The organism is Pseudarthrobacter sp. MOO14 (genome assembly GCF_058267675.1).
The window spans coordinates 1,091,129-1,103,879 of sequence record NZ_CM177849.1 but is presented as its reverse complement, the minus strand read 5'-3'; the positions used below and the strand labels follow the sequence as shown (position 1 = coordinate 1,103,879).

The window sequence follows — 12,751 nt, the reverse complement described above, 5'->3', positions numbered from 1 at the left end:
CCATGGCCATCGCCATTAACAAGAAGCGTACGAACAAGAGCAAGGCAGCTGCACGCAGCCGCCGCCAGCTTCGTATCCGCAAGCGCATTGCCGGTACGGCTGCCCGCCCCCGTTTGGTGGTTAACCGCTCCGCACGCCACGTATTTGTCCAGGTTGTCGATGACAGCATTGGCCAGACCGTAGCAAGCGCGTCCACTCTGGAAGCTGACCTTCGTGCATTCGACGGTGACAAGACTGCCAAGGCCAAGCGCGTCGGCGAGCTCGTTGCCGAACGTGCCAAGGCTGCCGGTGTCGAGGCTGTCGTATTCGACCGTGGTGGTAACAAGTACCACGGCCGGATCGCCGCCGTCGCCGACGGTGCACGCGAAGGTGGGCTGTCACTGTGACCGAAGCAAACAAGGAAAAGGACACTGTGTCTGCAGATCAGAAGGCGCCCGAAGCCGCAGCTGCTGAGACCACTGCCCCCGCTGCCGAGGACCGCCGTGGTGGCGCCCGTCGCGGCGAGCGTGGAGACCGTGGCCAGGGCCGCGGCGACCGCGGTGGCCGTGGCGGCCGCGACGGTGGCCGTGAAGCCGAAAAGAACCAGTTCGTAGAGCGCGTTGTCACCATCAACCGCGTTTCCAAGGTCGTCAAGGGTGGTCGTCGCTTCAGCTTCACCGCTCTGGTGGTCGTTGGTGACGGTAACGGCATGGTCGGCGTCGGCTACGGCAAGGCCAAGGAAGTTCCCGCTGCTATCGCCAAGGGCGTTGAAGAGGCCAAGAAGTCCTTCTTCCGCGTTCCCCGCGTCGGCAGCACCATCCCGCACCGTGTTCAGGGTGAAGCCGCTGCCGGCGTCGTAATGCTGCGTCCGGCCTCCGCCGGTACCGGTGTTATCGCCGGTGGTCCGGTCCGTGCAGTACTGGAGTGCGTGGGTATCCACGACATCCTCTCCAAGTCGCTCGGTTCCTCCAACGCCATCAACATCGTTCACGCGACCGTTGATGCCCTGAAGCGCCTCGAAGAGCCGGCATCCGTGGCAGCACGCCGCGGCCTGCCGCTGGACGAGGTTGCTCCCCAGGCACTGGTGAAGGCCCTTCTCGCCCCGAAGGCAGGTGCCTAGTCATGGCTAAGAACCTGGTCCCCTCCGACGCTCAGTTGGAGATCACTCAGATCAAGTCCGCCATTGGCGGCAAGCAGAACCAGCGCGACACCCTGCGGTCGCTCGGCCTGAAGCGGATCGGACACACCGTTGTCCGCACCGCCGACGCCGTGACCGTCGGGATGATCAACACGGTTCCGCACCTGGTAAAGGTAGAGGAGGCGAAGTAAATGGCAGAGAACACTGCTGATAAGGCACAGGCTGCTGAGAAGCAGAACGCCCTGAAGGTTCACCACCTGCGTCCCGCTCCGGGTGCCAAGACCGCCAAGACCCGTGTTGGTCGTGGTGAGGCATCCAAGGGTAAGACCGCCGGCCGCGGTACCAAGGGTACGGCTGCCCGCTACCAGGTGAAGGCTGGCTTTGCCGGCGGCCAGTTGCCGCTGCACATGCGCCTGCCGAAGCTGCGCGGCTTCAAGAACCCGTTCCGGGTTGAGTTCCAGGTTGTAAACCTGGACAAGCTCAACGAGCTGTTCCCGGAAGGTGGCGCAGTCACCGTGGAGAACCTGGTCGAAAAGGGTGCCGTTCGCAAGAACCAGCCCGTCAAGGTGCTGGGCACCGGCGACATCACCGTCAAGGTTGACGTCACCGCCCACGCATTCTCGGCCAGTGCCGCAGAAAAGATTGCCGCAGCAGGCGGAAGCACCACCGCCCTCTAAAGGGACGGCGCCAGCTGTTGAACTCCCGGTATCCGCGGGCTTTGGCCCCGGATACCGGGAGTTTTCCATATCCGCCGGGCGAATTTTTCCTGCCTTCCGGCGCACCCCGGCGGGGATGGATTGTTCGCATGGCGCATCCAACCGTTAGACTCGGTTGTCGGGATTTATCAAGTTCCGCAACCCCACTCTTATTGACACCACAGGAGGACGCTTGCTTAGCGCATTTGGCCGGGCCTTTCGCACGCCTGATCTGCGACGCAAGTTGTTGTTCACGCTGGGAATCATCACCATCTTCCGCTTGGGTGCTTTCATTCCCTCGCCCGGTGTGAACTACCAGAATGTCCAGCAATGCTTGCATAACGGTCAGACTGCCGGCGGGCTGTACCAGCTCGTCAACCTTTTCAGCGGCGGCGCGTTGCTCCAGGTGTCCATCTTCGCCCTGGGCATCATGCCGTACATCACGGCCAGCATCATCGTCCAGCTGCTCCGGGTGGTCATTCCCCGGTTCCAGCAGCTCTACGACGAGGGCGCATCGGGCCAGTCCAAGCTGACCCAGTACACCCGCTACCTCACCATCGCCCTGGGCCTGCTCAACGCCACCACTTTGGTGTCCCTGGCCCGCTCCGGCCAGCTTCTGCCGGGCTGCCAGCTCCCGGTGATCCCGGACACGAGCATCATCACCACCATCCTGATCATCATCACCCTCACGGCCGGCACCGGCCTGATCATGTGGATGGGCGAGCTCGTCACCGAAAAGGGTGTGGGCAACGGCATGTCGCTGCTGATCTTCACCTCCATCGCAGCGCAGTTCCCCACCTCGCTCGGCGCGATCTGGACCTCCCAGGGACCGGGGACTTTCTTCCTCGTCCTGGTGGTGGGCCTTCTCACGGTTGCCCTGGTGGTCTTCGTGGAACAGTCCCAGCGGCGCGTTCCGGTCCAGTACGCCAAGCGGATGATCGGCCGCCGGACCGTGGGCGGAACCAGCACCTACATTCCCATCAAAGTGAACATGGCCGGCGTCATTCCGGTGATCTTCGCTTCCTCCATGCTTTACATTCCAGGGCTGATCGCACAGTTCAACCAGCCTCGGAACGGCGAGCAGCTCCAGCCGTGGGTTGAATGGATCAACAACAACCTGACCCGCGGTGACCACCCGATCTACATGGCGGTTTACTTCCTCCTGATCGTGTTCTTCACCTACTTCTACGTCGCGATTACCTTCAACCCTGAAGAAGTCTCGGACAACATGAAGAAGTACGGCGGCTTCATTCCAGGTATCCGCGCCGGCCGGCCGACCGCGGACTACCTGCAGTACGTGCTCTCGCGGATCACGCTGCCCGGCGCCCTCTACCTGGGTTTCGTGGCACTGATTCCACTGGTGGCACTGGTACTGATCAACGCAAACCAGAACTTCCCGTTCGGTGGCACCTCGATCCTGATCATGGTGGGCGTTGGCCTGGAGACCGTCAAGCAGATTGATGCGCAGCTACAACAACGTCACTACGAAGGGCTTTTGCGATGACGAGAATGCTGATTATTGGACCTCCCGGTTCCGGAAAAGGAACGCAGGCGGAGCGGATTTCAGAACGCCTTGGCGTTGTGGCCATCTCCACCGGCGACATCTTCCGCGCCAACGTGAAGGGCGAAACCCCGCTCGGCATCGAGGCGAAGAAGTACATGGACAACGGTGACTTCGTGCCGGACAGCGTGACCAACAAGATGGTCCGCGACCGCCTGGGCGAATCCGACGTCGAAAACGGCTTCCTGCTGGACGGCTACCCGCGCACCACCGCGCAGGTGGACTACCTTGACGAGATCCTCGCCGACGGCGACGAGAAGCTCGACGTGGTGCTGCAGCTGACGGCCGACGACGAGGAACTGGTTCACCGCCTCCTGGGCCGGGCCAAGGAAACGGGCCGGAGCGACGACAACGAAGCCGTCATCCGCCACCGCCTTGACCTCTACCACGAGCAGACGGAGGCAGTCGTGGCCAAGTATGCCGAGCGTGGCATCCTGACCCAGGTGGACGGGATCGGTCCCATCGACGAAGTAACCAACCGCGTGATGCAGGCCATCAAGGCCGCACAGGCAGCCTGACCCAAGGCGCCACGGTTATCGAGGCTCCTCCCGGAATCCGGGAGGAGCCTCAGCCATTTGAAAGGACACACCATGGCCTTCGGCCAACCCCGCATCGAATTCAAGAACAACGCCCAGATGCGCACCATGCATGAAGCAGGACTGGTCCTCAGCCGCGCGCTGGACGCCGCCGTCGCCGCCGCGGTGCCCGGTGTCACCACCAAGCACCTGGACGACGTCTTTGCAGCGGTCCTCAACGAAGCGGGCGCGAAATCCAACTTCCTGGGCTACCACGGCTTCCCGGCCACCATCTGCACGTCCGTGAACGAGGAAGTGGTCCACGGTATCCCGGGCAGCCGGGTCCTGCAGGACGGTGACATCATTTCCATCGACGGCGGTGCCATCGTCGACGGCTGGCACTCCGATTCCGCGCGGTCCGTGATCGTGGGCACAGCGGATCCCGAAGACCAGCGGCTCTCCGACGTCACCGAGGCAGCCATGTGGCGTGGCATCGCGGCGCTGGCCACGGGAAGCCATGTGGGCGATATCGGTGCCGCCATCGACGATTATGTCTCTTCCGTTCCGGGCAAGCCCCTGGGCATCCTGGAGGACTACGTGGGCCACGGGATTGGCTCCGAGATGCACATGGCCCCGGACGTGCTGAACTACCGCACCAACCACCGGGGACCGAAGATCAAGCCAGGCGTGTGCCTTGCCATCGAACCCATGCTGGTCCGTGGCGGCATCGACACCGCGGTTCTTGAGGACGACTGGACCGTGGTCACCACCGACGGCAAGCGGTCCTGCCAGTGGGAGCATTCGGTTGCTGTGCATGAGAAGGGCATCTGGGTGCTTTCGGCCCCCGACGGCGGCGCGGAGCACCTGGTGCCGCTGGGCGTCACACCCGTTCCCATCCCTTAGGCCAAACCGCCAAGAGCGGTACGACGCGTGTTTTCTTCAGCGACACGCAAAAGCCCTGGCGAACCCATAAACGGGGTTCGCCAGGGCTTTCGCGTGTCGAAAAGCGCTAAGCCTTCAGCTTCGGCTTCACATCCCGGTCGTAGATCCCCTGCAGGGTGCTCTTCAGGTCCGTCATGGAGGACTTGACGTCGCCCTGCTGGGTGAGGATCTTCGCGGCAGCCTTGGCCATCTCCTGGTCTGCGCCCGGCAGGAACACCCGGGCGTTGTCCTGGACCTTGGTGACGGCCAGTTGGTCCATGGCCGTCTTGATCTGCGGCGTCTTGGCCAGGACCGCCGTCATGTCGGCAGACTTGCGGGTGGGCATGTAGCCGGTGGCGGCAGAGAACTCCGCGGTGCTCTCCGGCTGCGTGATGAACTTCAGGAACGTACCCGCGGCCAGCTGTTCCTCCTTGGTGATCCCGCTCGGGATGCCCAGGCCGGCGCCGCCGGTGGGGCATACGTTGGACTGCGCCTTCGGGCCGCCCGGCAGGAAGCCTACGCCCACATTGAACTTGGCGGACTTCAGGATTCCCAGCAGCGAGCCGGTGGAGGAAATGGTGGTGGAGGTCAGGCCGGCGGAGAAATCGTCAGCGGCTTCCTTGGAGGAGACGCCAGCCCACTTGTCCTTGTAGATCGAGTCCTGGGCCCACTGCAGCGCCGCCACGGACTCGGTTGAGTCGCACGTGATGTCCCATTCGTTGGACCAGCCGCCGCCCCAGCCCCACAGCATGTTCTGCAGCGTCCACCCCGCATAGCCGGCCAGGGCCGGGTAAATGTAGGCGTACTGGGCGCCGGAGCTCGCCTTCAGCTTGGGTGCCCATTCCCCGAACTCGTCCCAGGTCTTGGGGGCGCGGTCGGGCAGGCCCGCGGCGGCGAAGTGATCCTTGTTGTAGTAGAACAGGGGCGTTGAGCGGCCGTAGGGGAGGGCCCACTGCTTGCCGTCGTATTTGTAGTCGTCCACCAAGGACTTCTGGAAATCGTCCATCTTCATGTCCAGCTGCTTGGTGAGGCTGTCGACGGGGATGATGCTGCCGTTGGTGTAATAGCGGAACCACCAGACGTCGGACAGGACCACGACGCCGGGGAGGCCCGACTTGGCCGCCTGCGCGGTCTGGAATTTCTGGGCGATCTCCTCATAGTTGGCGCCGGCCGTAACCAGGTTGACCGTGATGTCCGGGTTCTGGGCGTGGAATTTGTCAATCAGGCTCTTTTCGACGTCCTGGGACTGGCCAGGGTGGCTGGACCAGAAGTCGATCTTGGCCGCAGGCTTTACCCCGCTGAAGTCGATGTCGGCCGCTTGGGACGTGGCCTGGCCGCCGCCGGTGGTTGAGGGTCCGCCGCATGCTGCCAGGGCGGCCGCGGAGGCGGTAGCCCCTGCCAGGCCCAGGAAATGCCTCCGGTCCAGATGCAATGCCATGAGAGTTCCTTTCGGTTGTTGCCTTGTGGAAGGTGGAAGTTCGACGGCGGCCGGCAGCTTAGCCGGTCACGCTGCCTTGGGTGAGGCCCGCCACGATGTAGCGCTGCAGGGCCGCGAAGATGATCAGGATGGGCACGATGACCAGGACGGCGCCGGCCATGAGCACGCCCCAGCCGGCGGCGTTGCTCTCACTGTTTTGCAACAGCGTCAGGCCCACCGGGAGGGTCATGGTCTCCGGCCGGTCTGTGATGATCAGCGGCCAGATGTAGTCGTTCCATTCGGTCACGATGGTCACCAGTGCCACCGTGGCAATGGAGGGGACCGAGACCGGAACCACGATCTGCCACAGCCGGCGCCAGTGCCCGGCCCCGTCCATTTCCGCCGATTCCAGGATGGAGGCGGGCAGGGTCCGGAAGTGTTGGCGCAGCAGGAAGGTACCGAACGCGGTGCCGAGGCCCGGCAGGATGATGCCCCACAGGGTGTTCTTTCCGCCTATCCCGGCGATCAGGATGAAGTTGGGCAGGATGGAGACCTGCGGCGGCACCATGAGGGCCACCAGGATCAACAGGAAGATGAAGTTCCGGAACGGGAAGCGGACAAAGACCAGCGCGTACGCCGTCAGGATCGCGAGCAGCACCTTGATGGTGGCCCCCGCCAGGGTAACGATGGTGCTGTTCAGGAAGAACTGTCCAAACGGGACGGTGGTCATGGCGGTCCGGTAGTTCTCCAGGTTCAGGCTCTCCGGGAGGATCTTCAGGTCCGTGGTGACAATCTCGCCGGAGGACTTGAAGGAGCTAAGGACCATCCAGAGCAGGGGCAGGAACACCACCAGTGTGGCAATGAGCAGCGGCAGGTAGCCGCCAACAATCGTCTGGACAAGGTTTCGGCGCGAAAAGGGGCGGTCGGGGCGGAGGGCCGGATCCGGCGTCGACACCGCCGGGGCCGCCGGGTCCGGGTTGACCGGTGATAGGGACGTCACGAGTAGTGCACCTTTCGTTCCACGAAGCGCAGCTGCAGCACGGTGATCACCAGGAGGATGGCAAACAGCACCACGGAAATGGCTGCCGAATAGCCGGCCCGGTTGTACGCCCCGAACGCTTGGAGGTAGGCCTCGTAGATCAGGGTGCTGGTGCCGGCGCCCAGCGGCGTCATGATGCGGATGAGGTCAAAGGCCTGCAACGAGCTGAGCATGGTGGTGATGAGGAGGAAGAACGTGGTGGGGGACAACAGCGGCAGCGAGATGCTCAGGAAACGCCGGAACCCGTTCGCACCGTCGAGGGATGCAGCTTCCATGACGTCCTTCGGCAGGGACTGCAGCCCGGCAAGGTACACCACGGCGCAATAGCCAAGGTTCTTCCAGACGTACACCAGGATCACCATGACCAGCGACAACTGGGGGTCGTTGATCCACTGTGGGCTCTGCTGGCCGATGCCGCGCAGCAGCCAGGCGAGGACGCCGTAGCCGGGGTCGAAGATGAACAGCCACACCAGGCCTACGCCCACGCCGGAGAGCACGTAGGGCGCAAACACGGCGGACCGGGCAAACGTGGTGCCACGGATCTTCCCGTTCAGCGCCACCGCCACCAGCAGGCCCAGCAGCATGGATCCGCCCACCGTCACCACGGTGAACACGGCGGTGGTCCCCAAGACTTTGGGGGCGTCATTGCTGGTGAAGAAGGTGGCGTAGTTGGCGAGGCCCACGACGGTGGCGGTGGGGGAACCCAGCGTCCAGTCCAGCGTGGAGTAATACATGTTGCTGATCAGCGGACGGTAGGTGAAGACGGCGATCAGCACCAGGTTGGGCAGCGCCATGGCAAGGAAAACAAAGAAGTCCCGGCGGTTCCTTGCGGTCCACCGCCGGTGCGGAATCTTCGCTGCGGGTCCTGGCGGCCGCTTGGGCTTGGCGGACGGATGCGGGGCGAGTTGACGGGTCATGCGTGTCTCTCCCGGGTCGGGAGCCTGCTCGTGGCGGGCACTGGCTGAATCTAGGGACTAACTACACCAGACCGTCAGTGGGCTGAAGCCCGCATTTGCCCTTCTCGAAGGACTGTTATCCGAGGCTTCGTCGCCCGTTAACGCTGTGTTGGATGCAGTCTCGCATAAAGTTTGCCCTTGCGGCAGGGGCGCGCCCGCGACGTGCAGAATAGGGGCATGGGAACCATTGCAGACGTCCCGGGCATCCGGGTAGGCCACTACCAGCGGACCGGCGATGGCTGGCTGACCGGAGTCACGGTGGTCCTGCCGCCGCCGGGCACCAAGGGGTCGGTGGACGTCCAGGGCGGCGGCCCCGCCACCCACGAAACGGATGCGCTCGACCCCACCACGCTGGTCAGCACCGTGGATGCGGTGGTCTTGGCCGGTGGCAGCGCCTACGGGCTTGCCGCCGCCGCCGGCGCCCAAGCCTGGTGCGAGGCCAACGGCCGCGGGTTCGCCGTGCCCGGGGGAGTCGTCCCCATCGTTCCGGCAGCCGCGATCTTCGACCTTGGCAGGGGCGGCGACTTCGCCGCACGGCCGACGCCGGACATGGGCTTCGCGGCAGCCGCCGCCGCGTCGGCACAACCGGAAGGGCACGACGTCGAGCGCGGCAACGTCGGTGCCGGCACCGGAGCCCTCATCGGCAGGGGACAGTTCAAAGGTGGCGTGGGAACAGCATCGGTCATGCTGGAGAACGGCGTAGTTGTGGGTGCGCTGGCCATAGTCAACGCACTCGGGCTCCCGGTGGGTGGGCTTGTCGAGAACCGAACCCTCGATTCCGACAGGCTCCATCACCGGGAGGACAAGCCGGGACGTCCGGCGCCGTTGAACACCACCCTGGTCGTCGTGGCCACCAATGCCGTGCTGGATGCGGCGGAGTGCAAGCGCACGGCATCTGCCTCACACGCCGGGATTGCCCGTGCCCTGAATCCGAGCCACACCCTCGCCGACGGGGATACCGTATTCTGCCTCGCAACCGGCGCCCTGGCGCTGGACCGCACGGACGAAGCCGCCCGGCAAACCAGCCTCATTTCGCTGCAAAGCGCGGCAGCCGACGTCGTCCGCCTGGCCGTCCTGGACGGCGTGGCCAGCGCGGAGGCCGTGACCACTCCTGCGGGTGCGTATGGTGCATACGGCGACCGGATGCGCTAGCATGGCTGGATTTAACTTTCGCCGCCAGATGGCGTAGTGTTGTCTGTTGGTTGTCTGGACTGCCGCGCCCTTTTGGGCTTGGAGATGGCAATCGATCCAACAAAAACGTTCGTAGTCATGTCCGGTGCAATCCGGCGGGGCTGCGGCAACAACAGTTAGCGGAGGGTATGGCCAAGAAGGACGGGGTCATTGAGATCGAAGGCGTTGTGACCGAGGCGCTGCCTAACGCGATGTTTCGCGTTGAGCTCACCAACAAGCACATCGTTCTGGCACACATCTCTGGAAAGATGCGTCAGCACTACATCCGGATCCTCCCCGAGGACCGCGTAGTGGTGGAGCTGAGCCCGTACGACCTCACCCGTGGTCGTATCGTCTACCGCTACAAGTAAATTGCTGGGCAGCTGCAGCGCATGCTGACTGCTGCTCCAGCTGACCAACTGTTACACGCAAAGGAACGCCATGAAGGTCAAGCCGAGCGTCAAGCAGATCTGCGAAAAGTGCAAAGTGATCCGCCGTAACGGCCGGGTCATGGTGATCTGCGAGAACCCGCGCCACAAGCAGCGCCAGGGCTAATTTCCTTCCCCGAAGGAAATCCTGGGTTGCTAACCCACGCAAGTAAATAAAGGCAGCACAAGCTGATCTGGAACATTGAGCTCGAAAGAGTCCGGACAGCTAACCCCCGGTCGGAGGCTGGGGCCGTACGGAATGTGCGGGTGTACTGCCTACGACCTCCGGTTTATCAAGGAGTACTGCCACTATGGCTCGTCTCGCTGGCGTAGACATTCCCCGCGAAAAGCGGCTGGAAATTGCGCTTACTTACATCTACGGCGTGGGCAAGACCCGTGCACACGAAACCCTGGCTGCCACGGGCATCAGCGCTGACGTTCGCGTCAAGGACCTGACTGACGCCCAGCTGGTTGAGCTGCGTGACTACATTGAAGGCAACTACAAGGTTGAGGGTGACCTTCGCCGCGAAGTAGCAGCAGATATCCGCCGCAAGGTTGAAATCGGCAGCTACGAAGGCCTGCGCCACCGCAAGGGCCTGCCCGTACGCGGTCAGCGTACGAAGACCAACGCACGTACCCGCAAGGGCCCGAAGCGTACCGTCGCCGGCAAGAAGAAGGCCCGTTAAAATCCCCGCTCGGGATTTACGGACTTTCCCCAATAACTTTCTGTAGGAGAAAAAATGCCCCCGAAGACTCGTGGCGCGGTTCGCAAGCCGCGTAAGAAGGACAAGAAGAATATCGCGCTTGGCCAGGCGCACATCAAGAGCACCTTTAACAACACCATCGTTTCCATCACGGATCCCTCCGGTGCTGTTATTTCCTGGGCTTCCTCTGGCGAGGTTGGCTTCAAGGGCTCGCGCAAGTCCACCCCGTTCGCTGCCCAGATGGCTGCCGAAGCCGCTGCCAAGCGTGCGCAGGAGCACGGCATGCGCAAGGTTGACGTTTTCGTCAAGGGACCGGGTTCCGGGCGCGAAACCGCAATCCGTTCGCTGCAGGCCGCAGGCCTCGAGGTTGGCTCCATCCAGGACGTCACCCCCGCAGCGCACAACGGCTGCCGCCCGCCGAAGCGCCGCCGCGTCTAATTCTTTTCCGCAGCAGGAGCTTGCCCGGACCAGTGATGGCCCGGGCAAGCCCAGCGCGTTAAGTCTTCAGACCGAATTTCCACCACCTGTGTTGCGTCATATAGCGGATGCTCGCCGAAAGGAAACCTAAGTGCTCATTGCACAGCGCCCCACCCTCTCCGAAGAGGTAGTCTCCGAAAACCGTTCGCGGTTCATCATCGAACCGCTGGAACCGGGCTTCGGCTACACCCTCGGAAACTCCCTCCGCCGTACCCTGCTCTCCTCCATCCCCGGTGCTGCCGTAACCAGCATCCGGATCGATGGTGTGCTGCACGAGTTCACCACGGTTCCGGGTGTCAAGGAAGATGTCACCGAGATCATCCTTAACATCAAGAGCCTGTCGGTTTCCTCCGAGCACGACGAGCCCGTCGTGGCTTACCTGCGCAAGCAGGGCCCCGGAGTCGTCACCGCCGCGGACATCGCTCCGCCGGCCGGCGTCGAATTCCACAACCCGGATCTGCACATCGCCACGCTGAACTCGAAGGGCAAGTTCGAACTTGAACTGACCATCGAGCGCGGCCGCGGCTACGTTTCGGCAGCTCAGAACAAGTCCGGCGACGCAGAGATCGGCCGTATCCCGGTCGACTCCATCTACTCGCCGGTCCTGAAGGTTACTTTCCGCGTGGAAGCAACCCGTGTTGAGCAGCGCACCGACTTCGACAAGCTGATTGTCGACGTCGAGACCAAGCAGGCCATCGCCCCGCGCGATGCCGTCGCTTCCGCAGGCACCACCCTGGTGGAACTGTTCGGTCTGGCCCGTGAGCTGAACACCGCAGCTGAAGGTATCGAGATCGGCCCGTCGCCTACCGACGCTGCCCTGGCAGCCGACATGGCACTGCCGATCGAGGATCTGGACCTCACCGTCCGTTCCTACAACTGCCTCAAGCGTGAGGGCATCCACACCGTGGGTGAACTCGTTGCCCGCTCCGAGGCCGACCTGATGGACATCCGCAACTTCGGTGCAAAGTCCATTGACGAGGTCAAGGCAAAGCTGGTTGAACTGGGCCTGTCCCTCAAGGACTCGCCTCCCGGTTTTGACCTCGCAGCACGCGCCGCAGCAATCGAAGAGGACGACGCCGCCTTCGGCGACGACGAACTCTAAACCAGACCTTGGCCGCGGGCAGCACCATGGTGTGCCGCCCACGGCTTCCACATGAGGAGAAACAATTATGCCTACCCCCACTAAGGGTCCGCGCCTCGGAGGCGGCCCGGCTCACGAGCGCCTCATGCTCGCGAACCTGGCAGCATCCCTGTTCGAGCACAAGCGGATCACCACCACGGTGACCAAGGCCAAGCGCCTGAAGCCGTACGCAGAGCGCCTGGTGACCTTCGCCAAGCGTGGCGACCTCGCTTCCCGCCGCCGCGTTCTCGGCCTGATCAGCAACAAGGGCGTCGTCCACGAGCTGTTCACCGACATCGCCCAGGCAGTGGAGAACCGTGACGGCGGCTACACCCGCATCACCAAGATCGGCAACCGCAAGGGCGACAACGCTCCCATGGCTGTCATCGAACTGGTCCTGGAGCCGGTTTCCGCCAAGCAGGCCGTAGTAGCCGAGGCTACCTCTGCCGCCAAGCGCGACGCCGACAAGAAGGAAGCTGCCGCTGCCGCTCCGGCTGCCGAAGAGGCTCCCGCCGCTGAGGAAGCTGCCGCAACCGAAGAAGCACCTGCTGCCGAGGACGCCGCAACCGAAGAGGCTCCGGCCGCTGAGGAAGCTCCGGCTGCCGAGGAGAAGGACGCGAAGTAATTCGCT

17 protein-coding genes are annotated in these 12,751 nt (G+C 63.4%); 14 read left to right on the top strand and 3 right to left on the bottom strand.

Annotated features, from left to right (window positions below; genetic code table 11):
- Positions 1–2 precede the first annotated feature (2 nt).
- The 7 genes from rplR (at position 3) to map (ending at position 4,791) form a co-directional block, all read left to right on the top strand.
- Positions 3–386 (top strand): 50S ribosomal protein L18, encoded by a 384-nt coding sequence (gene rplR / locus AC4EEV_RS05075; RefSeq protein WP_018760446.1) that lies wholly within the window; start codon positions 3–5, stop codon positions 384–386.
- Positions 383–1,099 carry a 30S ribosomal protein S5 gene (rpsE, locus tag AC4EEV_RS05070; RefSeq protein WP_018760445.1) on the top strand — a complete coding sequence of 239 codons (717 nt, stop codon included), beginning with the start codon at positions 383–385 and terminating at the stop codon, positions 1,097–1,099. Before rplR ends, rpsE begins: the two co-directional genes overlap by 4 nt.
- Before the next feature lie 2 nt (positions 1,100–1,101).
- A complete protein-coding gene (rpmD, locus tag AC4EEV_RS05065; protein WP_018760444.1) occupies positions 1,102–1,308 on the top strand; it encodes a 50S ribosomal protein L30 in 207 nt (68 codons plus the stop codon).
- A complete protein-coding gene (gene rplO, locus AC4EEV_RS05060; RefSeq protein ID WP_013601817.1) occupies positions 1,309–1,794 on the top strand; it encodes a 50S ribosomal protein L15 in 486 nt (161 codons plus the stop codon).
- Positions 1,795–2,005: 211 nt separating this feature from the next.
- Positions 2,006–3,316, top strand: coding sequence for a preprotein translocase subunit SecY (gene secY, locus AC4EEV_RS05055; protein WP_026264301.1), 1,311 nt, complete (start codon positions 2,006–2,008; stop codon positions 3,314–3,316).
- A 5-nt stretch (positions 3,317–3,321) separates the two neighbouring features.
- Positions 3,322–3,891: an adenylate kinase gene (locus AC4EEV_RS05050; RefSeq protein ID WP_018760442.1), complete on the top strand. Its 570-nt coding sequence runs from the start codon at positions 3,322–3,324 to the stop codon at positions 3,889–3,891.
- Positions 3,892–3,963: 72 nt separating this feature from the next.
- Positions 3,964–4,791, top strand: coding sequence for a type I methionyl aminopeptidase (gene map, locus AC4EEV_RS05045; RefSeq protein ID WP_491330286.1), 828 nt, complete (start codon positions 3,964–3,966; stop codon positions 4,789–4,791).
- 106 nt (positions 4,792–4,897) lie between these two features.
- Here the strand turns inward: map and AC4EEV_RS05040 are convergent, their stop codons facing one another.
- From AC4EEV_RS05040 to AC4EEV_RS05030, 3 genes are read right to left on the bottom strand one after another with little or no spacing between them, the layout of a single operon-like run.
- Entirely contained in the window at positions 4,898–6,247 is a 1,350-nt protein-coding gene (locus AC4EEV_RS05040; protein WP_018760440.1) for an ABC transporter substrate-binding protein, read from the bottom strand.
- A gap of 58 nt (positions 6,248–6,305) precedes the next feature.
- Complete coding sequence (locus AC4EEV_RS05035) at positions 6,306–7,226, bottom strand: carbohydrate ABC transporter permease (protein WP_018760439.1); 921 nt, start codon at positions 7,224–7,226, stop codon at positions 6,306–6,308.
- A complete protein-coding gene (locus AC4EEV_RS05030; protein WP_208294349.1) occupies positions 7,223–8,182 on the bottom strand; it encodes a carbohydrate ABC transporter permease in 960 nt (319 codons plus the stop codon). Before AC4EEV_RS05030 ends, AC4EEV_RS05035 begins: the two co-directional genes overlap by 4 nt.
- 216 nt (positions 8,183–8,398) lie before the next feature.
- Between AC4EEV_RS05030 and AC4EEV_RS05025 the strand changes: the two genes are divergently transcribed.
- The 7 genes from AC4EEV_RS05025 to rplQ all read left to right on the top strand — a co-directional run bounded on the left by AC4EEV_RS05025 (position 8,399) and on the right by rplQ (position 12,745).
- Positions 8,399–9,373, top strand: a complete 975-nt coding sequence (locus AC4EEV_RS05025; RefSeq protein ID WP_491330285.1) for a P1 family peptidase — start codon at positions 8,399–8,401, stop codon at positions 9,371–9,373.
- A 167-nt stretch (positions 9,374–9,540) separates the two neighbouring features.
- On the top strand, positions 9,541–9,762 hold the full coding sequence (gene infA / locus AC4EEV_RS05020) for a translation initiation factor IF-1 (RefSeq protein WP_009358723.1): 222 nt from the start codon (positions 9,541–9,543) through the stop codon (positions 9,760–9,762).
- A gap of 70 nt (positions 9,763–9,832) precedes the next feature.
- A complete protein-coding gene (gene rpmJ / locus AC4EEV_RS05015) occupies positions 9,833–9,946 on the top strand; it encodes a 50S ribosomal protein L36 (protein WP_009358722.1) in 114 nt (37 codons plus the stop codon).
- A gap of 184 nt (positions 9,947–10,130) precedes the next feature.
- A complete protein-coding gene (rpsM, locus tag AC4EEV_RS05010) occupies positions 10,131–10,505 on the top strand; it encodes a 30S ribosomal protein S13 (protein ID WP_003803743.1) in 375 nt (124 codons plus the stop codon).
- Positions 10,506–10,559: 54 nt separating this feature from the next.
- On the top strand, positions 10,560–10,961 hold the full coding sequence (gene rpsK, locus AC4EEV_RS05005; RefSeq protein ID WP_018760435.1) for a 30S ribosomal protein S11: 402 nt from the start codon (positions 10,560–10,562) through the stop codon (positions 10,959–10,961).
- 130 nt (positions 10,962–11,091) lie between these two features.
- Complete coding sequence (locus AC4EEV_RS05000) at positions 11,092–12,102, top strand: DNA-directed RNA polymerase subunit alpha (RefSeq protein WP_013601812.1); 1,011 nt, start codon at positions 11,092–11,094, stop codon at positions 12,100–12,102.
- Positions 12,103–12,169: 67 nt separating this feature from the next.
- Positions 12,170–12,745 (top strand): 50S ribosomal protein L17, encoded by a 576-nt coding sequence (gene rplQ / locus AC4EEV_RS04995; RefSeq protein ID WP_109044358.1) that lies wholly within the window; start codon positions 12,170–12,172, stop codon positions 12,743–12,745.
- The last annotated feature ends 6 nt before the right edge of the window (positions 12,746–12,751 follow it).

Bases quoted from the DNA above. Each gene is read 5' to 3' on its own strand.
- rpmJ (WP_009358722.1), top strand. From the start codon at position 9,833: ATGAAGGTCAAGCCGAGCGTCAAGCAGATCTGCGAAAAGTGCAAAGTG.
- rpsM (WP_003803743.1), top strand. From the start codon at position 10,131: ATGGCTCGTCTCGCTGGCGTAGACATTCCCCGCGAAAAGCGGCTGGAA.
- AC4EEV_RS05025 (WP_491330285.1), top strand. From the start codon at position 8,399: ATGGGAACCATTGCAGACGTCCCGGGCATCCGGGTAGGCCACTACCAG.
- rplR (WP_018760446.1), top strand. From the start codon at position 3: ATGGCCATCGCCATTAACAAGAAGCGTACGAACAAGAGCAAGGCAGCT.
- AC4EEV_RS05040 (WP_018760440.1), bottom strand. From the start codon at position 6,247: ATGGCATTGCATCTGGACCGGAGGCATTTCCTGGGCCTGGCAGGGGCT.
- infA (WP_009358723.1), top strand. From the start codon at position 9,541: ATGGCCAAGAAGGACGGGGTCATTGAGATCGAAGGCGTTGTGACCGAG.
- rpmD (WP_018760444.1), top strand. From the start codon at position 1,102: ATGGCTAAGAACCTGGTCCCCTCCGACGCTCAGTTGGAGATCACTCAG.
- AC4EEV_RS05050 (WP_018760442.1), top strand. From the start codon at position 3,322: ATGCTGATTATTGGACCTCCCGGTTCCGGAAAAGGAACGCAGGCGGAG.
- map (WP_491330286.1), top strand. From the start codon at position 3,964: ATGGCCTTCGGCCAACCCCGCATCGAATTCAAGAACAACGCCCAGATG.
- rplQ (WP_109044358.1), top strand. From the start codon at position 12,170: ATGCCTACCCCCACTAAGGGTCCGCGCCTCGGAGGCGGCCCGGCTCAC.
- rplO (WP_013601817.1), top strand. From the start codon at position 1,309: ATGGCAGAGAACACTGCTGATAAGGCACAGGCTGCTGAGAAGCAGAAC.
- rpsK (WP_018760435.1), top strand. From the start codon at position 10,560: ATGCCCCCGAAGACTCGTGGCGCGGTTCGCAAGCCGCGTAAGAAGGAC.
- AC4EEV_RS05030 (WP_208294349.1), bottom strand. From the start codon at position 8,182: ATGACCCGTCAACTCGCCCCGCATCCGTCCGCCAAGCCCAAGCGGCCG.